Here is a 19115-nt window from a genome sequence, read left to right on the forward strand (position 1 = left end):
CCATGACCATGATCCCGCCAAGCCTTCTTCCCGAAGGCCTTTCCGATCGCCTGCCGCCGCAGGCCGAAGCCTCCGCGCGCCTGACGCGCCGCGTGCTGGATACGGTGGCGACCCATGGCTATGAACGGGTCATGCCGCCGCTGGCGGAGTTCGAGGATACGCTGACCCAGCGGTTGAAGTCGATGCGCGCGCAGGATCTGGTCCGCGCCGTCGATCCGGTCTCGCAGCGCAGCCTGGCCTTCCGCCCGGACATGACGGCGCAGGTCGGCCGCATCGCCGCCACCCGGCTTAGTGCCGCGCCGCGCCCCCTGCGCCTGTCGTATGCCGGCCCGGTCATCCGCCAAAAAGCGAGCCAGCTTCGCCCGGAGCGCGAAAAGCTCCAACTGGGCGCCGAACTGATCGGCAGCGACAGTGCCGCCGCCGCGGTCGAGATCGTCAATATCGCGATCGAGGCTTTGCAGGCCGCCGGCGTGACCGGCATCACCATCGACTTCACCTTGCCCGACCTGATCGACGCGCTGGCCGCCGGGCCATTGCCGCTTGCTGTCAATGAGATTGAAGCGGTGCGCGCCGAACTGGATGCCAAGGATGCCGGCGCGCTGGTCGCAATCAGCCCCGCAGCGGCCGCCTATCTGCCGCTCATGGAAGCCACCGGCCCGTTCCACGCCGCGATGGACCGACTGGAAGCGCTGAACGCGCAAGTGGGTGGCGCGATCGAGAGCCGCATCGCGGGCTTGCGTGCCATCGCCAAGCCGATCGGCTGGGACATCACCCTCACGCTCGACCCGACCGAACGGCATGGCTTCGAATTTCAGAACTGGTTCGGCTTCTCCATCTTTGCCGAAGGCTTCATCGGCGAGATCGGTCGCGGCGGCAGCTACGCCATCGCGCGGGCGGACGGGGCGGACGAGCCGGCCATGGGCTTTTCGCTCTATCCCGATCCGCTGATCGACGCTGGCTTCGGTGGCGAAGCGCCCAGGCGCCTGTTCCTTCCGCTGGGCCATGATGCGGCGCGTGCTGTAGCGTTGCGCGCGGAAGGCTGGCACACGGTCGCGGCTCTGTCGGAAGGCGAGGATGGCGCGGCCCAGCGCTGCTCGCACTGGCTGGATGGCGGCGAACCGCGCGCTTACTGAGCGAAAATGCGTTTCAGCCAGTCGTCCACGATTGTCGTGCCCGCATAATCGGGATCGCCCATCGACCGGTTGATCTGCATATGCCCGCGTAGCCCGCGCCCTTCCAGCGCCTGGATTTGCGCCGGCGTTCCCGCAGCGTTCAGCGCTTTGGCCAGCGCTTCCGACTGTGCGGTACCGTCCTGCCGGTCCACATGCAGGATGAGGAAGGCGGGGGCGTTGGGGCGGGCGACCTGTTGCGTCGGCGACAATGCCCTTTGTCGGGCCGGATCGGTACCGAACGCCTGTTCGTAGGTGTCGGCCATGAAGCGGTTGCCATCCTGCATTTGTCGGGGGACGTCATAGGCCGCGCCGTCGAGCGGGATGATGCCCTTCACGGCATCGGGTTTCAGCCCCGCCTTGGCGAAATAGCGCATGTCCGTGCCGACCAGCGCCACCAGATGCGCGCCCGCGCTATGGCCCATCAGCACGATGCGGTCGGGATCGAAGCCCAGCGTCGACGCCTGGCGCCGCAGATAAGCCACCGCATCGGCCACATCCTGCGCCTGTTGTTCGAGCGTCGCGGCAGGCACCAGCCGATAGTTGATCGACGCAAAGGCATAGCCAAGGCCGGTATAATGATCGACCTTGGCCGCGCCGGTCGCATTGTCCTTGCTGCCCCGCTTCCACCCGCCGCCATGAACGAAGATGACCAGCGGCGGCTTTGCACCCCTGCCGCGCCAATAGCCGAGCGACTGAAGCGCGTCCTTGCCATAGGCCATGGCCTGACCGCCGGTTGCGGGCTGCTGCCCCTGCGTCATGCGCGCGGCCCATCGCTCGCGCATCGTCTGCGCGTCGGCGGCGCCTGCCGTCAGCAGGGCGGGGATCAGCAACAGGGAAAATCGTTCGCGCATCATCTCATCCACTTCCCTGCCATGATCGTTCCGCCGCATGTCCAGGTAAAGCCGTCACGCTGTATCAAAGTGTAATGGCCCTGCTGCCTTGACGCGCCGCCCGCACGCGGGTAACGCGCGGCCCGCAGGACGCACCGCGTCCATTTATCCCACCGGCATGCCGAGTCCCGTCGAAGGGCATGGCCGGTCCGCGCGGCGGGCGGAGGACTGTATCTGTGGCAAATGTGACCGTGATCGGCGCTCAGTGGGGCGACGAAGGCAAGGGCAAGATCGTCGACTGGCTGTCGGAACGGGCCGATGTCGTCGCGCGCTTTCAGGGCGGCCATAATGCCGGCCATACGCTGGTGGTGGGCGAGAAGGTCTATAAGCTGTCTCTGCTCCCCTCGGGCATCGTGCGCGGCACGTTGTCGGTCATCGGCAATGGCGTGGTGCTCGACCCCTGGCACTTCCACGATGAAGTCGCCAAGCTGAAGGGGCAGGGCGTCGAGATCACGCCGGAAAATCTTCAGATTGCCGAAACCTGCCCGCTGATCCTGCCCTTCCACCGCGACCTTGACGGCCTGCGTGAAGATGCGTCTGGCGCGGGCAAGATCGGCACCACCCGTCGCGGCATCGGCCCGGCCTATGAGGACAAGGTCGGCCGCCGCGCCATCCGCGTCTGCGACCTTGCGCATCTCGACGATCTCGACCTCCAGATCGACCGCCTGACCGCCCATCATGACGCGCTTCGTGCCGGTTTCGGCGAAGCGCCGATCGATCGCGTGCAGTTGATGGCAGACCTCACCGAAATCGCGGCCTTCATCCTGCCCTTCGTGAAGCCCGTCTGGCTGACGCTGAACAAGGCGAAGGCAGCGGGCCAGCGCATCCTGTTCGAAGGGGCGCAGGGCACCTTGCTCGACATCGACCATGGTACTTATCCGTTCGTCACATCGTCCAACACGGTGGCGGGTACGGCGGCGAGCGGCACCGGCCTTGGCCCCAATGCGGCTGGCTTCGTGCTGGGCATCGTGAAGGCCTATACCACGCGCGTTGGCTCCGGCCCGTTTCCGACCGAGCTGGACGACGCCACCGGCCAGCGGCTGGGCGAGCGCGGCCATGAATTCGGCACCGTCACCGGCCGCAAGCGCCGTTGCGGCTGGTTCGACGCGGTGCTGGTGCGCCAGTCGGTCGCGGTTTCGGGCGTGACCGGCATCGCGCTCACCAAGCTGGACGTGCTGGACGGCTTCGATACGCTCAAAATCTGCGTCGGCTACAAGATCGGCGACCAGACGTTCGATTATCTGCCCGCCCATGCGCAGGACCAGGCGAAGGCGGAGCCGATCTACGAAGATATCGAAGGCTGGCAGGACACGACGGCCGGCGCGCGGAGCTGGGCCGAACTGCCGGCGCAGGCGATCAAATATATCCGCCGCATCGAAGAGCTGATCGGTTGCCCGGTCACGCTCGTGTCCACTTCGCCGGAACGCGACGACACCATCCTCGTCCGCGATCCCTTCGCGGATTGATCCCGATGGCAGGCGATCGTTTCGAACGGCACAAGCAGCCCTGGACGCAGGATGAGATCCAGAAGCTGCACACCTTGGCCAAGAAGGGCATGGCGCTGAAGGCGATCGCCAAGGCGCTGACCCGCAGCGAGGAATCGACCAAGGCCCGCGCCAAGGAAGATGGGCTGAACATCGCCAAGCTGCGGTAGGAGTGGACGTTGCCGGGCGCCGGTGCGACAAGCCGTTCCATCACAACAGGAAAGGCTTCGCATGGCGCTCGACATCCTCGTCCTTTACGGTTCCTATCGCCGGGGTCGGCTCGGTATCCGCTTGGCCGACTATCTGGTCCGGGGATTCGAAGGGCTGGGCCACAAGGCGGAACTGGTCGACGCCAAGGCGGTCGACCTGCCCATGCTCGACCTGCGCTACAGCGACTATCCGGCTGGCGAGGCGCCTGCCGCCATGGCGAAACTGGCCGACCGGCTCTCCGTCGCCGACGCCTTCGTCTTCGTGGCGGGCGAATATAATCGCGGCATGCAGCCGGGCCTTAAAAATCTGGTCGATCATTATCTCAAGGAATTTGATCGCCGCCCTGCCGCCATCGCCAGCTATTCGATGGGGCGCTTTGCCGGGGTGAACAGCCATGCCGACTGGACGGTGACGCTGTCGGCCATGGGCATGGCGGTAGTGCCGGAGCGCCTCAGCGTCGGTCAGATCGGCCAAACGCTGGATGAGCAGGCGCAGCCGCAGGGGGATAGCGGCGCGGCGCTGGAACGGGGTTTCGCCGGTTTTGCAAAGACCCTTATCTGGTGGGGCGAAGCCGCGAAGGCCGCCCGCTGAACCGGCCGTCGATCCAGACCAGGGCATAGCCCGCCAGCACGAAGCCGGTCGCAATCAGCAGCGCATTGATCGCGACCTGCCCCCATCCCAGCTTCGCCACGTTGATGAAGGGATAGGCATAGGCCCCCTCCATCATGCCGCGCAGCAGGGCGTAGGGCAGATAGGCTGCCGGAAATATCGCCCAGATCCAGGGATCGCGACGGTCCAGCCGCCCCTTGCGCGCAAAGCCGATCCACCAGAGCGGCGCCAGCAGCGGCGTCGCCTTATGCAGCAGCGTATCGGCCAGCAACGCGCCACCGCTCAGTGACAAAAGCCCGCGCAGCAGCAGGCCGTAAATGATGCCGACCAGCAGGATCGCCAGCACCGTGCCGCCCACCCGGCGAGCCGACACATGCCGCCCGGCTGCGATCGGCCCGAATGTGAAGACGACCAATATGTTGGCCCAGATGGTAAAGAAGCGCAGCAGGGTCCACAGCGTTGCGCCGACCGATCCGGTCTGCGCCAACGTGGCGTCGAACTGCACCCCCAGCCCCGCCAATGCGGTCAGCGCGACGATGCCCGCCCCGATCCGCCCTGCTGTTCCGGTCACGCCCGCGCCTCCTCCCGCCCGTCATCCTCGCCTGCGGAGATCACGGTAGCAGCGACAAGATCGCCCGTCACGTTGAGCGCGGTGCGGCACATGTCAAGGAAGCGGTCGACGCCCAGCACCAGGCCTATTCCTTCGGGCGGCACGCCGACCATGCCCAGGATCATCGCCACCACGGGCAGCGATCCGGCCGGCACGCCGGCTGTGCCGACCCCGCCCAATATGCACACCAGCATCACCATCAATTGCTGGCCCAGCGACAAATCCACGCCGAAAAACTGGGCGAGAAAGATCACGGTAATGCCTTCGAACATCGCGGTGCCGTTCTGGTTGGCGGTCGCGCCGATGGTCAGGACGAAGCGGGATATGCGGCGTGGCAGGTGCAGCTTCTCTTCCGCCACGCGGATGGCGGTGGGCAAGGTGGCGTTGGAGGAGGCGGTGGCAAAGGCCATGACGCTGGCTTCCTGCACCGCCGCGAAGAAGCGTAGCGGCGACCGGCGCGCGACAAAGGCGATCAGCAGCGAATAGACGCCGAACATCTGGAGCGCCAAGGCCAGCAGCACCACGCCGACATAGGCGGACAGGCGAATGAGCAGATCCCAGCCGAACTGCGCGGCGAGGTTGAACATGAAACAGGCGATGGCGATCGGGGCCAGTCGGATGACGATGCCCATCAGCCGCATCGTCACCTCGAACAGGCCCTCCATCGCGTTCAGCAACAGCTTGGATTCCTTCGTCTGCACCAGTACCAGACCGATGCCGAAGAAGAGGGCGAAGACCATCACCGCCAATATATCATTGTCGGCCATCGCCTTGATGATGTTCTGCGGTATGATGTTCAGCAGCGCTTCCATCCCCGATGGCGTTTCGCCGCCCCGGTCGAGGATCGCCTTGGCCCCTTGCCCCGCATCGGCGAGCAGGGCCTGCGCCTGCGCGGGATCGACCCCGGCGCCGGGGCGCAGCAGGTTGACCAGCAACAAGCTTACGGCCACCGCGATGCCCGACACGATCAGCGTATAGACAAGCGTGCGCAAGCCCACCCGGCGCAGCGACCGCAACTCGCCCATTTCGGCAATGCCCACGATCAGCGCCGACACCAGCAGCGGTATGACCAGCATGAACAGCAGCCGCAGGAATATTTGCCCGATCGGCCCGGTAACATAGGTGGTGACGGCATCGACCCAGCGCGCATCGGGCGCGACCATATAGACGGCAAGACCCGCGATCAGCCCGGTCAGGAAGCCACCCAGCATCTGCCATTGGAGCGACAGGGCCGCTTTCTTTTCGCCGGCGCCGGCCGCGTCGCTGCTCATGCCTTGTCTCCCGCTGGCCCGTGTCCCGATGGCCCGCCTCCCGTGATTGTTGTGTAACGACCCGCAACTGCGCAGGTTGCAGTCGCAGCAATGTTTCGTTTCGCTATGGCATCAAGGGAGCATTTCCGGGCCTTTAGGCGTTGCGCCGGTTCATCATCAGGAGTTTTGCATGATAGTCGATGCCGTTCCCAGCATGCGCAGGATCGCATCTGAAGTGTGGAAGCCGCTGACGGCGCTGTTCATCTGGGACTGTGCCGTGACGATCACTTATTATGTACTGCCCTTCAAGGCGCCCTCGCTGCCGCTGACCATCTTCGGTTCGGCGCTGGCGCTGTTTCTGGGCTTTCGGTCGAACAGCAGCTATCAGCGTTGGTGGGAAGGGCGCATTTTGTGGGGGGCAATGATCAACGCCTCGCGCAGCCTTTCGCGCGCCACGCGCAACTTCCTGCCCGATCCGGAAGCGAAGGATCTGAAGCGCGAGATCGTCAAGCGGCAGATCGCCTATGTGAACGCGCTGCGTTGCCAGCTGCGGCGGCAGCCGATCGGCGAGGATGTGACGGGGCTGCTGCGGGATGTGGACAAGGGTAAGGCGCTGGCCCGCGCCAATCCCGCCAACGGCCTGCTCGACAGCACCGGTCGCCGCATCGACATGGCCCGGCGCGAAGGCTGGATCGACACCATCCAGCAGAGCCAGATGGAGGCCGTGCTGGTCGATATCGCCAATGCGCAGGGCGGCATGGAGCGGCTGAAGAACACGCCTTTACCCTATCAATATCGTTTCATCCCGACCGCCTTCACCCATTTGTTCTGCATCCTGCTGCCGATCGGGTTGGTCGAATCGCTGGGCTTTGCAACGCCGCTCGGCTCGACGGTGGCGGGCTTCATGTTCATGTCGGTGCTGCGGATCGGCGACGACCTGACCGATCCTTTTGCCGACAGCGTCCATGACGTGCCGCTGACCGCCATGTGCCGCACGATCGAGATCGACCTGCTGCAATCGATCGGCGACCCGGCACCCGAACCGATCACGCCGATACGCGGCGTCCTCTGGTAGAAACGAAAACGCCTCCGTTCACCAGGAACGGAGGCGTTTTCCTTATGGTGGCAGGCGGGGTCTTCAAACCTTGCGGCTGTCGTCCACCATGTCGGGCGCCAGTTCCAAACCCGCCCGGCCATGGGCGGTGCCATGCGCCGGCGCCTTGGGATGCGCGACGTCGATCGGTTCCTCGACCTCCAGCATGCCTTCCCACTTGGTGATGACCGAGGTGGCGATGGCGTTGCCCAGCACGTTGGTGGCGGTGCGGCCCATGTCCATGAAGTGATCGACCGCCAGGATGAAGGCGATGCCTTCGACCGGCAGGTCGAACTGGCCCAGCGTCGCGGCGACCACCACCAGAGACGCACGCGGCACGGCGGCGATGCCCTTGCTGGTCACCATCAGCACGAGCAGGATCGTGATCTGCGTCGCGATCGGCAGGTCGATGCCATAGGCCTGCGCGATGAAGATCGTCGCGAAGGTCGAATACATCATCGACCCGTCCAGATTGAACGAATAGCCCAGCGGCAGGACGAAGCTGTAGATGCGGCGCGGAATGCCGAAACGATCGAGCTGCTCCAGCATCTTGGGATAGGCCGCTTCGGACGAGGCGGTGGAGAAGGCGATCAGGATCGGTTCGCGCACATAGCGGATCAGCTTGAACATCCGCTTGCCCAGGAAAATCGCGCCCGCGCAGAACAGGAGCACCCAAAGGCAGATGAGGGCGATGTAGAATTCGCCCACCAGCGCGCCATAGGTCTTCAGCACGCCCAGCCCCTGCACCGTCACGGACGAAGCCAGCGCGCCGAACACCGCGAAGGGCGCGACGCGCATGACATAGCCCGTCACCTGCAACATCAGTTCGACCATCGCCTCGATGAGGGTGATGATCGGCTTGCCCTTGTCGCCGATGGCGGTGAGCGCGACGCCCACGAACAGCGAGAAGACGACGATTTGCAGGATCTGGTTGTCCGCCATCGCCCCGATCATGGAGGTCGGGAAGACATGCAGGATGAAGTCGCGGAAGTTGAGCGCTTCGGTATTCACGCCCGCATCCGCACCGGAGCGGACCAGGTTGAGGCCGTCGCCCGGCGCGAAGAAATTGACGAAGATCAGGCCCAGGGTCAGCGAGATCAGGCTGGCGATGATGAACCAGGCGAGCGCGCGCCCGCCGATCCGCCCCAGCGCCGCGCTGTCGCCCATATGGGCGATACCCGCGACCAGCGTGGAAAAGACCAGCGGCGCGATGATCATCTTGATAAGGTGGAGAAAGATGTCGGCCAGCAGGTGGAAATAACCTGCCACATCCTTCGCCAGCGTTGCATCGCCGCCGACCATCTGATTGGCCACGAAGCCCGTTATCACCCCCAGGACCATGCCGATGAGGATGAAGGCCGTCAGTCTGTTTCGCATCAAATTCCTCTGGAGGCCCAAGAACGTGCCCCGCTTCATTATCCGTCTGTCAGGCCGACACCTAACAGGCGCATGGAGTGCCCGCAATCGGGGCCGCATCCACGCACGTAAGACAAGACGAAGCAGGCGCGCCTTTCCACGCCCCGTTTCTATGGCCCGCGTCAGGATATCAGGGGTAGAGCAGCCCTTCGGACCAGTCGTTTCCGGTCCGTTCGAACAGGCGGCGCTCGTGCAGCCGATGTTCGCGATCCTGCCAGAATTCGATCCGCTCAGGCGTCAGGCGAAAGCCCGACCAGTGCGGCGGGCGCGGCACCGGGCCGCCCTCGAATCGCGCGCTTACCCTTTCGAACCGGTCCATGAAGGTGGCGCGATCGGGCAGGGGGCGGGATTGGTCGGACGCCCAGGCGCCCAGTTGGCTGTCGCGGCTGCGCGTGGCGAAATAGGCGTCGGCGGTGGCATCGTCGACCGGGCCGACCGATCCCTCGATCCGGATCTGGCGGCGCAGCGATTTCCAGTGGAACAGTAGGGCGGCATGGGGATTGTCCAGCAACTCGCCGGCCTTGCGCCCCTCGAAATTGGTGTAGAAGACGAAACCGTCAGGGCCATGCCCTTTCAGCAGCACCATGCGGACGGATGGCCGCCCACGGGCATCGGCGGTAGCCAGCGCCATCGCATTGCTGTCGTTGAGTTCGGTGTCGCGCGCCTGCGCGTACCAGTCGTCGAAAAGGGCGAAGGGATCGGTCATGCCCATGCTCTAGGGGAGGCGCGCGAAACTGTCGATAAGGGGACACACCGTCGGCGCATGCCTAGCCATCATCTTCTATCCTTGGCTTCCGGCCGACCTCTTCTTGCCATCCGCAGCTTGAATGTCGGGGCCGCATCGTCCACATAGTCGCCAAGTGATGCTTTTGTGCAACAGGTAAGAAAATGGCCGATCCCTATTCCCTATTGGGTGTGACCCGCAGCGCGACCGAGGCGGAAATCAAGTCCGCCTATCGCAAGCTCGCCAAGGAGCTTCACCCGGACAAGAACAAGGACAACCCCAAGGCGGCGGACAAATTCTCCGCTGTCACCAACGCCTATGACCTGTTGTCCGACAAGGATAAGCGCGCCCGGTTCGACCGCGGCGAAATTGACGGCGACGGCAATCCGGCTGCGCCTTTCGGCTTTGGCGGCGGTGGCGGGCGCGGTTCGTCCGGTGGCGGATTTGAATCCGGCGGCGCGGACTTCGGCGACATTTTCGAAGGATTGTTCGGCGGCGCAGGGCGTCGTGCCGGGGGCGGCTTTGGCGGGGGCGGTTTCGGCCGGCAGGCGCCACCGCCAAAGGGCGCCAATGTGACCTATCGCCTGGCTGTCCAGTTCGTCGATGCCGCGACCCTCGCGCCGCAGCGCATCACGTTGCAGGACGGCAAGACGATCGACCTCAAACTGCCCGCCGGCGTCGAGACGGGCACGCAGATGCGCCTTTCGGGCAAGGGGCAGGCTGGCCCCGGCGGCGCGGGCGACGCGATCGTCACGATCGATGTGAAGCTGCATCCTTTCTTCAGGCGGGATGGCGACAATGTGCTGCTCGACCTGCCCATCACCCTGGATGAAGCGGTGACGGGCGGGAAGGTCAAAGTGCCGACCGTCGATGGCCCGGTGATGCTGGGCGTGCCGCCCGGCGCCACGTCGGGCAAGACGCTGCGCCTGCGCGGGCGTGGCTTCACCGGCAAGGATGGCCAGCGCGGCGACCAGCTCGTCACGCTCCAGATCGACGTGCCGGCAGACGATCCCGCGATCCAGGCACTGGTCGAAAGCTGGCAGGACCAGCGGGCCGTGCGCGCCCATCTGGGCGTCTGATGCGTTAGGGCGCGCAGATGCCGATGCCATCGCCCCTGTCGCCCGAACAACGTCGTGAAATGGCGCAGGAGGCGCGCGCCCGTTTCCATCGTCAGATGGATCGGGTCCGGCCGGGATCGCATGTTTTCGAAGTGGCCAGGCGCGTGGCCGTGGGTACCTATAGCGACGGCTTCATCCATGCAGGAAACCTTGCCTATCTGTCGCTGATGACGCTGTTCCCCTTCTTCATCGTCGCAGCGGCGGTGGCCAGCATCTTTGGCCGCACTGAAGATGGGGTGCAGGCGGTCAACGCCTTTCTCACCACCGTGCCGCGCGGTGTCGCCGATGTGGTGCGCCAGCCGATCAATGATGTGCTGACCGCGCGCAGCGGTCCGTTGCTCTGGCTGGGCGGCGTCGTGGGCCTGTGGACCGTGGGCAGCCTGATCGAAACGATCCGCGACATATTGCGCCGTGCCTATGGCACCAAAAGTACCAAGCCCTTCTGGCGCTATCGCCTGGGCGCTATCGGGATCACGCTGGTCAGCGTCTTCCTGGTGATGTTCGCTTTCTCGCTTCAGGTCGCGATAACCGGCATCGACCAGTTCCTGCATCAGATATTGCCCTGGGCGGACCAGGCGATCGGGCTGGTCGCCTCGGCCAAACTGGTGCCGATGGGGATATTGTGCGTCGCTCTCTGGTCGCTGTTCGTGGCCCTGACCCCCACCGCCTACAAGGCGCGCCGCTTCCCCAAATGGCCGGGCGCGGTGGCGACGTCGCTCTGGTGGTATGGCACCACGCTCCTGCTGCCGCCCACCCTGTCGCTGCTGGGCGGCTATGGCCGGACCTATGGCAGTCTTGCCGGTGTCATGATCACCCTCATTTTTTTCTTTCTCGTCGGGCTTGGCGTGGTAATTGGCGCGGAATTGAACGCGGCGCTGGCGGAATTCCCCGAAGAGGATGAGCAGCCGATCGCGCAGGACGAAGGGAACGGAATAAGATTATGACAGGCTTGATGGCAGGAAAGCGCGGGCTGATCATGGGGCTGGCGAATGACAAGTCGCTGGCTTGGGGTATCGCCCAGCAACTGCACGCACAGGGCGCGGAACTCGCCTTTTCCTACCAGGGCGATGCCCTCGCCAAGCGCGTCCGCCCATTGGCGGAGCAGGTCGGGTCGGATTTCCTGATCGACTGCGACGTGTCCGACATGGACAAGCTGGATGCCGCCTTCGCGGAGATCGAGGCGCGCTGGGGCAAGCTGGACTTCGTGGTCCACGCCATCGGCTTTTCCGACAAGAATGAGCTGCGCGGCCTTTATGCCGACACCAGCCTCGACAATTTCCTGCTGACCATGAACATTTCGGTCTATAGCTTCGTCGCCGTGACGGCGCGCGCGCGCAAGCTGATGAAGGACGGCGGCAGCCTGCTGACGCTGAGCTATTATGGCGCGGAAAAGGTCATTCCCCATTATAACGTCATGGGCGTGGCCAAGGCGGCGCTGGAAACCTCCGTCAAATATCTGGCGATGGACCTTGGCCCGGAAAATATCCGCGTCAACGCCATCTCGGCCGGCCCGATCAAGACGCTCGCGGCCAGCGGCATCGGCGACTTCCGCTATATCCTCAAGTGGAACGAGCTGAACTCGCCGCTGCGCCGCAACGTGACGATCGAGGATGTGGGCGGGGCGGGCCTCTATTTGCTGTCCGACCTAGCATCTGGCGTCACCGGCGAAATCCACCATGTCGATGCGGGCTATAACGTCATCGGCATGAAGGCCGAAGACGCACCGGACATCGCGCTGGACAAGTGAGGGCGCGTCGGCGGTCGTGCGGATCGTCGGAGCCGATCGGCGCGAGAGTCGACGGGTGCTGGAAATCGTGCGAGAAAAGCGCGATTATCTGCTTGAAAGGTGGTAGGACGTTCATGGGTGAACTGACCCAGTCCCAGTTCGACGAGGCCGTGATACGTGGTGAGCTTGATTTGGCGATCGAGCCGCGCGCCCGCGCTGCGCGCTACGACCGGGACAGCGGCCATATCGTCATCGACCTGGTGAGCGGCGCCACCTTCTCCTTCCCTGCGGCCCTGGCGCAAGGGTTGGAGCATGCGCGTGCCGACCAACTGGATCAGGTCGAGATTGCCGGCGCCGGTTTCGGCCTGCATTGGGAAGAACTGGATGCTGACCTGAGCGTCGAAGGACTGTTGGCTGGCCGTTCGGCAGCATAGGCTATATGGCGCAGCGGTTCGGCTCCGATTGGGATAGTGAAGCAGCAGAATGAGTTTCAATAGTTTCGGTCGCGTTTTCCGCTTCACCACCTGGGGCGAGAGCCATGGTCCTGCCATAGGCGCGGTCGTGGATGGCTGTCCTCCGGGCCTGGAATTGAGCGAGGCGGATATTCAGCCCTGGCTCGATCTGCGCAAGCCCGGCACCTCCAAATTCACCACCCAGCGGCGTGAGGCCGATGAGGTCCGCATCCTGTCGGGCGTGTTCGAAGGGCGCACCACCGGCACGCCGATCAGCCTGATGATCGAAAATACCGACCAGCGCTCGAAGGATTATTCGGACGTCGCCAAGGCCTATCGCCCCGGCCATGCCGACTATGCCTATGACGCCAAATATGGCTTTCGCGATTATCGCGGCGGCGGCCGTTCCTCCGCCCGCGAAACCGCCAGCCGGGTAGCGGCCGGCGCCGTCGCCCGCGCCGTCATCCCCGAAGTCGATATCTTCGCCTATGTCAGCGAAATCGGCGGCGATGCGATCGACTACGCCAATTTCGACGCCTCGCAGATCGGCCAGAACCCCTTCTTCTGCCCCGATCCGGCTGCCGCTGCTCGTTGGGAAGCGCTGGTCGATGGCGCGCGCAAGGACGGCTCTTCCATCGGCGCGGTCGTGGAATGCGTCGCCAGCGGCGTGCCCGCCGGCTGGGGCGCGCCGCTCTATGCCAAGCTGGACAGCGAACTGGCGAGCGCGATGATGAGCATCAATGCGGTCAAGGGTGTCGAGATTGGCGACGGTTTCGCCGCAGCCCGTCTGCGCGGCGAGCAGAATGCGGACCCGATGCGCCCCAATCCCGAACAGCCCCATGACGGACCAGTCTTCCTTGCCAACCATGCTGGCGGAATTGCAGGCGGTATTTCCACCGGCCAGCCGATCAAGGTCCGCATCGCCTTCAAGCCGACCAGCTCCATCCTGATCCCGGTCGAAACCGTCACGCGCGAAGGCGAGGCGTCGGAAATCATCACCAAGGGCCGCCACGACCCGTGCGTCGGCATACGCGGCGTCCCGGTGGTCGAGGCAATGATGGCGCTGGTGCTGGCCGACCAGAAGCTGCTCCACCGCGCCCAGTGCGGCGATCGGGCCGAATAAGCTCTGTTACGAATCGTCCGTTCGTTTCGGGCCCTTCGACCGACCGCCTGCGGTAGGCGCTCGGGATAAACATGAAGCCGGGAAACCGATGGCGCAGCGCTATTCGGATGATGCAGGGAATCGCCGAACCGCGCCAATCGCGCGCCCAATCTTCGTGGAGGGCGAGACGACTCGCCCCTGTTACGCTATGATGACGGTCATCGCCCGCGGGAGGGCGAGCGGCAGAGCGTAAGCCTGGGGAGCGTCACCACGCATCCATGCGTTTTTCTTGCAAAAACGCTGCGATGAAAAAGCGCGGATTGACGGTCAAACCGTCCCCTCAAAGCCGCGACACGGGCCAGCCATGGCGACATGGCTGGCCCATTTCATGTCCGTCTAAGGCCATTGCCACGCCTGCGGCCCTGTCTCCGTGCCGGCGTGCGGGGCATCACGGGGCGTCACAGCCAACAGGATATGCCCATGACCAGCCTGCCCTTCACCCAGGTCGATGCCTTCGCCGACGCACCCTTCACCGGCAATCCTGCCGCGGTCATTCCGCTCGATGCCTGGCTGGACGACGCCACGCTGCAATCCATCGCCGAAGAAAACAACCTGTCCGAAACCGCCTTCACCGTGCCGACGCACGAAGACCCGGAGGCCGATTACGAACTCCGCTGGTTCACGCCCACCGTGGAGGTGAAGCTGTGCGGTCATGCCACGCTGGCGAGCGGCCATGTCTTGATCGGTGGCGATTCGATCCGCTTCCGCACCCGCCAGTCCGGCATCCTGACCGTGACCCGCGACGGGGATGGCTATGCGCTGTCGCTGCCGGCCTGGCCCATGGCGCCCATGGCGTTGCCGGATCTTGCCGCCGGCCTTGGCGGCCAGCCGATCGAATCCCACTGGCGCGATGGCGGCTACAGCCTCTTCCTCTTCCCCGACGCCGCAGCGGTCCGCGCGCTGACACCGAACTTCGCCGCATTGAAGCGGCTTGGCGACGTCATGCTGATCGCCACCGCGCCCGGCGACGACAGCGACATCATCAGTCGCGTCTTCGTGCCCGGCGGCGGCGTGGATGAAGACCCTGTTACCGGCTCCGCCCACAGCCTGCTCGTTCCCTTCTGGGCGGATCGGCTGGGCAAATCGGTCCTCAGCGCCTGTCAGGCCTCGGCCCGTGGCGGTCGGCTTGGCTGTACGTTGGCGGGCGACCGGGTCATCCTCACCGGCCGATGCCGTACGGTGATCGAGGGGCGGTTTTTCTTCTGACATACCGCCCGCTTGGGTCGAGCTTGTCGAGAACCCATGGGCAAGGCGCAGGGACTTACCCCGGGAACAGCCCGATCAATTTCGCCAGCGCGCCCCGCACGGCGGCGCGCTGTTCCTTGTGCGGCGACATGCCGATCCGCACGACCGTCAGCCGCTGGGCGGGCGATATCAATATATATTGCCCATTATGCCCGACGCAGCCGAACAGGCTGGCAGGCGCCTGCCCCGGCATCAGCGCGCTTTCGCTGCTGTCCCGATTGAGCCACAGATGCGCGCCATAGGCTGGGTTGCGCGGGGAGGGCGCCCGCATGAAATCGACCCATTTTTCCGGCAAGATCTGATGCCCGTTGGGCGATCGCCCGTCATTGCGCAGCAATTCGCCAAAGCGTCCATAATCGCGCGCAGTCATGTGCAGCATGCTGCCGCCGATCATCGTGCCGGCCGCATCATATTCGGGCGTCAGGCTGGGCAGCTTGCCCGGCGCCTTCAGCCGCCCGTCGATGAACATCTGCATCGCCCGCCGTCGCACATCGGGATCGCCGCTGTTGGTCAGCATCCGCGTCATCAGGTCGGACAAGATGATGCTGCTGCCGGTGGAATAGGAGAAAACCGCGCCGGGCGGATGGGCCAACGGCTTGGCTTCGGCATAGGCGCGCATGTCCTGCGCGCCAGCCATGAACAGCATCCGAACCGTGTCGCCGTTGGTGATCGGCTCGCCATCCTCGACATGGTCCAGCCCCGACCGCATCTGAAGCAATTGCCGCAGCGTGATCTTGCCGCGCGGATCGCCCGGCTGGCTCCAGGCCGCGACCGGCACCGGCATGTCGAGCGCCAGCCGCCCGTCCGCCACCATCAGGCCGACCAGCACCGCCGTCACGCTCTTGGCGATCGACCAGGACAGCAGCTTCGTCTCCGGCCCGAAACCGGGGGCATAGCGTTCGGCAATCACCTTGCCATCGCGCATCACCAGCAGGGCGCGCGTCTGCCCCATGGCATCTTCATCGAACAAGGGGTCGATCGCTCCGCGCAGCGCGCTTGCCCCCACCACCGTGTCGCTGGACACGCGATAGACGGGGTCGGCCACGGGCGCCGCGCGGCTGGCCAGCGTGCCCGCCACGACGACACCGGCCACCCCCAGCGCCAGCCCAAGGCGCTTTACGATTCGACTATCGATCTGCATAAGCCGCGCCCTTACAGAAGGGATTCGAAAAGGACCATGCTGGTTCGACGCAAATGGTGGATATTGGCCGGGGTGCTCGTTTTGGCGCTGCTCGGCGCGCTCGCCTGGCACTGGACGGCGCTCAGCGCTCGCGCGCGGCTCGGTGCCGCCTATGGCGCGCGCCTCGGCTGCTCTTGTCGCTATGTCGAAGGCCGCGCCATGGGCAGCTGCAATGACGACAAGGAACCGGGCATGGGTCTGGTACGGCTGACCGACTTGCCCGACCAGCGCGCCGTTCAGGCCAGCGTGCCGTTGCTCGCGAGCCGGACGGCGCGGTTCAAACCCGGCTGGGGCTGCCTGCTCGACCCTGTGGGGTGATAGGGAGTCTTCGTGCAATCCTATCCAACCCCCTAGCCCCGTCGCCCTGCACCCGCTAAGGCCGCCCGATGGCGCGCGACATCTCCACGCTTCTCCACGATATTTTCGGTTTCACCGCCTTTCGCGGCGTGCAGGAACAGGTGGTGGGCCGCGTCATGGCGGGGCGGCCGACGCTGGCGATCATGCCGACCGGCGCGGGCAAGTCGCTCTGCTACCAGCTTCCCTCCGCCGCGCTTGATGGCTGCTGCATCGTCGTGTCGCCGCTGATCGCGCTGATGCACGACCAGTTGCGCGCCGCCAATGCGGTGGGCCTGCGCGCCGCCAGCCTGACCAGCGTGGACGCCGACTGGCGCGAAACGCAGGATCGCCTGCGCAATGGCGATCTCGACCTGCTCTATGTCGCGCCCGAACGCGCCAGTCAGGAAAATTTCCGCAACCTGCTGCGCGCCACGAAGATTGCCCTCTTCGCCATCGACGAAGCCCATTGCGTGTCCGAATGGGGCCATGATTTCCGCCCCGACTATCGCCTGCTGCGTCCGTTGCTGGACGAATTTCCCGATGTCCCGCGCCTGGCGCTCACCGCCACGGCCGACGCGCACACGCGCGAGGATATCCTCGTCCAGCTTGGCATCCCGCGCGACGGCCTCATCATTTCCGGCTTCGACCGGCCCAATATCCGTTACGCCGTCCATCCGCGCGATGGTCTGACGCGCCAGCTGGCCGATCTCGTCGCCGCCAATCCCGGCCCCGGCGTCGTCTATGCCCAGACCCGCGCCGCCACCGAGAAGCTCGCCGAAACGCTGGGGCGGGGCGGGCGGGCCGTGCGCGCTTACCATGCCGGCATGGAGCCGGCGGTGCGTGCCGCCAATCAGGCCGCCTTCATCGCCAGCGAAGATATGGTGATGGTCGCCACCGTGGCCTTCGGCATGGGCATCGACAAGCCCGACGTGCGCTTCGTCGCCCATGCGGGCCTGCCCAAGTCGATCGAGGGCTATTATCAGGAATCGGGCCGCGCCGGCCGCGATGGCGAACCGGCGGTTGCGCATCTCTTCTGGGGCGCGGAGGATTTCGCCCGCGCCCGGATGCGCATCGCCGAACTGGAACAAAGCCGCCAGCAGGGCGAGCGCACCCGGATCGCCGCCTTGGGCGCGCTGGTCGAAACCGCCACCTGCCGCCGCGCCATATTGCTGCGCCATTTCGGCGAGCATCCACCCGCCACCTGCGGCAATTGCGACAATTGCCTGACCCCGCCCGCCAGCGTCGATGCGACCGAAACGGCGCGCAAATATCTGTCCGCCGTCTATCGCACTGGCCAGAGCTTTGGCGCCGGCCATATCGAAGCGGTGCTGACCGCTACGCCCAACGACAAGATTCGCGAGCGCGGCCACGACCGCATCTCCGTCCATGGCATCGTCGCGGGGGAGGAGGTTGCGCTGCTGCGCCCGGTGTCGCGCGCGCTGCTGGTGCGCGATGCGCTGGAAACGACCGAACATGGCGGGCTGATGCTCGGCCCCAACGCCCGGCCGATCCTGCGCGGGGAGGAGGAAGTCCGCATCCTCATGCCGCCCAGGCGCGAACGGCGCAGCAAGCGCAGCGCCCGCAACGGCGCCGATGCGAACCCGGTCGGGGATCCGCTGTTCGACGCCCTTCGCGCCTGCCGCCGCGAACTGGCGCAGGAGGCCGGGGTGCCGCCCTATGTCATCTTCCACGATTCGACCCTGCGCGAAATGGCGGAACAGCGTCCGTCGTCCATCCGCGAAATGAGCCATGTCAGCGGCATCGGGCAAAAGAAGCTGGACGCCTGGGGCGATGCCTTTCTCGCCGCGATCCGCCCTTTCCTCTGACCAAATATCTTGAAACCTGCCCGGCCAAAGCGCATGGCGCTGGCAAAAGGAGAAGCCCATGTTCCGCAAGCTGACCGACCGCATCCTGGTATCCCCGCAGATCAGCGTCGAGCAGGTCGGTGAGGCGAAGGCGCAGGGCGTGACCCTCATCATCAACAATCGGCCCGATGATGAAGAGCCGGGTCAGGTCAACGGCGCTGCGATCGAGGCAGCGGCGCAGGCGGCGGGCATCGCTTATCTGGCCGTGCCGGTCGCCCATGGCGGCTTTGCCCCCTGGCAGCTGGACGGCATGGCGCAGGCGCTGGAACAGGCGGGTGATGGCAAGCTGCTCGCTTACTGCCGTTCCGGCACGCGCAGTACTTTGCTCTGGGCGCTGACCCGCGCCCGCGCCGGCGAGAATGGGGATGTGCTGGCCGCCCAGGCCGCCGCCGCCGGCTACGACATCGCCCCCGTGCGCCAGATCATGGACGCGCTGGCCGGCCAGTAAGTCTCAACACGCATTGATATGAACCCATGGTCATGCGTTCCCCGGAACGCATCATGTGGATAGTCTTCATCATGCCGTGATCAGAAGCACACCTACACGTCATCCCGGACTTGATCCGGGATCCC

General features: G+C 65.2%; 20 protein-coding genes. 14 read left to right on the forward strand and 6 right to left on the reverse strand.

Annotated elements, in window-relative coordinates:
* Positions 1 to 2: 2 nt before the first annotated feature.
* On the forward strand, positions 3 to 1133 hold the full coding sequence (locus AC07UX_RS13890) for an ATP phosphoribosyltransferase regulatory subunit (protein ID WP_495192589.1): 1131 nt from the start codon (positions 3 to 5) through the stop codon (positions 1131 to 1133).
* Here AC07UX_RS13890 and AC07UX_RS13895 read toward each other — a convergent pair.
* Positions 1127 to 2023 (reverse strand): alpha/beta fold hydrolase, encoded by an 897-nt coding sequence (locus AC07UX_RS13895; RefSeq protein ID WP_495192649.1) that lies wholly within the window; start codon positions 2021 to 2023, stop codon positions 1127 to 1129. The two genes, AC07UX_RS13890 and AC07UX_RS13895, sit on opposite strands and share 7 nt — an antisense overlap.
* Positions 2024 to 2238: 215 nt before the next feature.
* Here AC07UX_RS13895 and AC07UX_RS13900 point away from each other — a divergent pair, with 215 nt between their 5' ends.
* The 3 genes from AC07UX_RS13900 (at position 2239) to AC07UX_RS13910 (ending at position 4347) form a co-directional block, all read left to right on the forward strand.
* Complete coding sequence (locus tag AC07UX_RS13900) at positions 2239 to 3528, forward strand: adenylosuccinate synthase (RefSeq protein ID WP_495192590.1); 1290 nt, start codon at positions 2239 to 2241, stop codon at positions 3526 to 3528.
* A 5-nt stretch (positions 3529 to 3533) separates the two neighbouring features.
* A complete protein-coding gene (locus AC07UX_RS13905; RefSeq protein ID WP_120251698.1) occupies positions 3534 to 3716 on the forward strand; it encodes a hypothetical protein in 183 nt (60 codons plus the stop codon).
* Between the two features lie 61 nt (positions 3717 to 3777).
* Positions 3778 to 4347, forward strand: a complete 570-nt coding sequence (locus tag AC07UX_RS13910) for an NADPH-dependent FMN reductase (RefSeq protein WP_495192591.1) — start codon at positions 3778 to 3780, stop codon at positions 4345 to 4347.
* Here AC07UX_RS13910 and AC07UX_RS13915 read toward each other — a convergent pair.
* Together AC07UX_RS13915 and AC07UX_RS13920 are read right to left on the reverse strand one after the other, a co-directional pair.
* Positions 4310 to 4936, reverse strand: a complete 627-nt coding sequence (locus tag AC07UX_RS13915) for a Pr6Pr family membrane protein (RefSeq protein WP_495192592.1) — start codon at positions 4934 to 4936, stop codon at positions 4310 to 4312. The two genes, AC07UX_RS13910 and AC07UX_RS13915, sit on opposite strands and share 38 nt — an antisense overlap.
* Positions 4933 to 6246 carry a dicarboxylate/amino acid:cation symporter gene (locus AC07UX_RS13920; protein WP_495192593.1) on the reverse strand — a complete coding sequence of 438 codons (1314 nt, stop codon included), beginning with the start codon at positions 6244 to 6246 and terminating at the stop codon, positions 4933 to 4935. The genes AC07UX_RS13915 and AC07UX_RS13920 overlap by 4 nt, the downstream gene beginning before the upstream one ends.
* 169 nt (positions 6247 to 6415) lie before the next feature.
* Between AC07UX_RS13920 and AC07UX_RS13925 the strand changes: the two genes are divergently transcribed.
* Positions 6416 to 7300: a bestrophin family protein gene (locus tag AC07UX_RS13925; protein ID WP_495192594.1), complete on the forward strand. Its 885-nt coding sequence runs from the start codon at positions 6416 to 6418 to the stop codon at positions 7298 to 7300.
* Positions 7301 to 7363: 63 nt separating this feature from the next.
* Here AC07UX_RS13925 and AC07UX_RS13930 read toward each other — a convergent pair whose 3' ends face one another.
* Positions 7364 to 8695, reverse strand: a complete 1332-nt coding sequence (locus tag AC07UX_RS13930) for a dicarboxylate/amino acid:cation symporter (RefSeq protein WP_495192595.1) — start codon at positions 8693 to 8695, stop codon at positions 7364 to 7366.
* A 169-nt stretch (positions 8696 to 8864) separates the two neighbouring features.
* Positions 8865 to 9440, reverse strand: a complete 576-nt coding sequence (pdxH, locus tag AC07UX_RS13935; protein ID WP_495192596.1) for a pyridoxamine 5'-phosphate oxidase — start codon at positions 9438 to 9440, stop codon at positions 8865 to 8867.
* 182 nt (positions 9441 to 9622) lie between these two features.
* Here pdxH and AC07UX_RS13940 point away from each other — a divergent pair, with 182 nt between their 5' ends.
* From AC07UX_RS13940 to AC07UX_RS13965, 6 genes are all read left to right on the forward strand, one after another.
* Positions 9623 to 10537 carry a DnaJ C-terminal domain-containing protein gene (locus tag AC07UX_RS13940; protein ID WP_495192597.1) on the forward strand — a complete coding sequence of 305 codons (915 nt, stop codon included), beginning with the start codon at positions 9623 to 9625 and terminating at the stop codon, positions 10535 to 10537.
* 17 nt (positions 10538 to 10554) lie between these two features.
* Entirely contained in the window at positions 10555 to 11520 is a 966-nt protein-coding gene (locus AC07UX_RS13945; protein WP_495192598.1) for a YihY/virulence factor BrkB family protein, read from the forward strand.
* Positions 11517 to 12323: an enoyl-ACP reductase FabI gene (fabI, locus tag AC07UX_RS13950; protein WP_093016935.1), complete on the forward strand. Its 807-nt coding sequence runs from the start codon at positions 11517 to 11519 to the stop codon at positions 12321 to 12323. The genes AC07UX_RS13945 and fabI overlap by 4 nt, the downstream gene beginning before the upstream one ends.
* Before the next feature lie 113 nt (positions 12324 to 12436).
* Positions 12437 to 12736 (forward strand): DUF2442 domain-containing protein, encoded by a 300-nt coding sequence (locus tag AC07UX_RS13955; protein ID WP_495192599.1) that lies wholly within the window; start codon positions 12437 to 12439, stop codon positions 12734 to 12736.
* 49 nt (positions 12737 to 12785) lie between these two features.
* On the forward strand, positions 12786 to 13877 hold the full coding sequence (aroC, locus tag AC07UX_RS13960) for a chorismate synthase (RefSeq protein WP_495192600.1): 1092 nt from the start codon (positions 12786 to 12788) through the stop codon (positions 13875 to 13877).
* A gap of 459 nt (positions 13878 to 14336) precedes the next feature.
* Complete coding sequence (locus AC07UX_RS13965) at positions 14337 to 15122, forward strand: PhzF family phenazine biosynthesis protein (RefSeq protein WP_495192601.1); 786 nt, start codon at positions 14337 to 14339, stop codon at positions 15120 to 15122.
* A gap of 55 nt (positions 15123 to 15177) precedes the next feature.
* Here the strand turns inward: AC07UX_RS13965 and AC07UX_RS13970 are convergent, their stop codons facing one another.
* Positions 15178 to 16302, reverse strand: a complete 1125-nt coding sequence (locus AC07UX_RS13970) for a serine hydrolase domain-containing protein (RefSeq protein WP_495192602.1) — start codon at positions 16300 to 16302, stop codon at positions 15178 to 15180.
* A 36-nt stretch (positions 16303 to 16338) separates the two neighbouring features.
* Here AC07UX_RS13970 and AC07UX_RS13975 point away from each other — a divergent pair, with 36 nt between their 5' ends.
* From AC07UX_RS13975 to AC07UX_RS13985, 3 genes are all read left to right on the forward strand, one after another.
* The gene (locus AC07UX_RS13975; RefSeq protein WP_495192603.1) at positions 16339 to 16659 is read left to right on the forward strand and encodes a hypothetical protein; all 321 of its coding nucleotides are present in this window, start codon (positions 16339 to 16341) and stop codon (positions 16657 to 16659) included.
* A 68-nt stretch (positions 16660 to 16727) separates the two neighbouring features.
* Complete coding sequence (recQ, locus tag AC07UX_RS13980; protein ID WP_495192604.1) at positions 16728 to 18503, forward strand: DNA helicase RecQ; 1776 nt, start codon at positions 16728 to 16730, stop codon at positions 18501 to 18503.
* Between the two features lie 58 nt (positions 18504 to 18561).
* Positions 18562 to 18990 carry a protein tyrosine phosphatase family protein gene (locus AC07UX_RS13985; RefSeq protein ID WP_495192605.1) on the forward strand — a complete coding sequence of 143 codons (429 nt, stop codon included), beginning with the start codon at positions 18562 to 18564 and terminating at the stop codon, positions 18988 to 18990.
* Positions 18991 to 19115: the final 125 nt, after the last annotated feature.

The sequence above is a fragment of the Sphingobium sp. GW821-FHT02B05 genome, assembly GCF_059421905.1.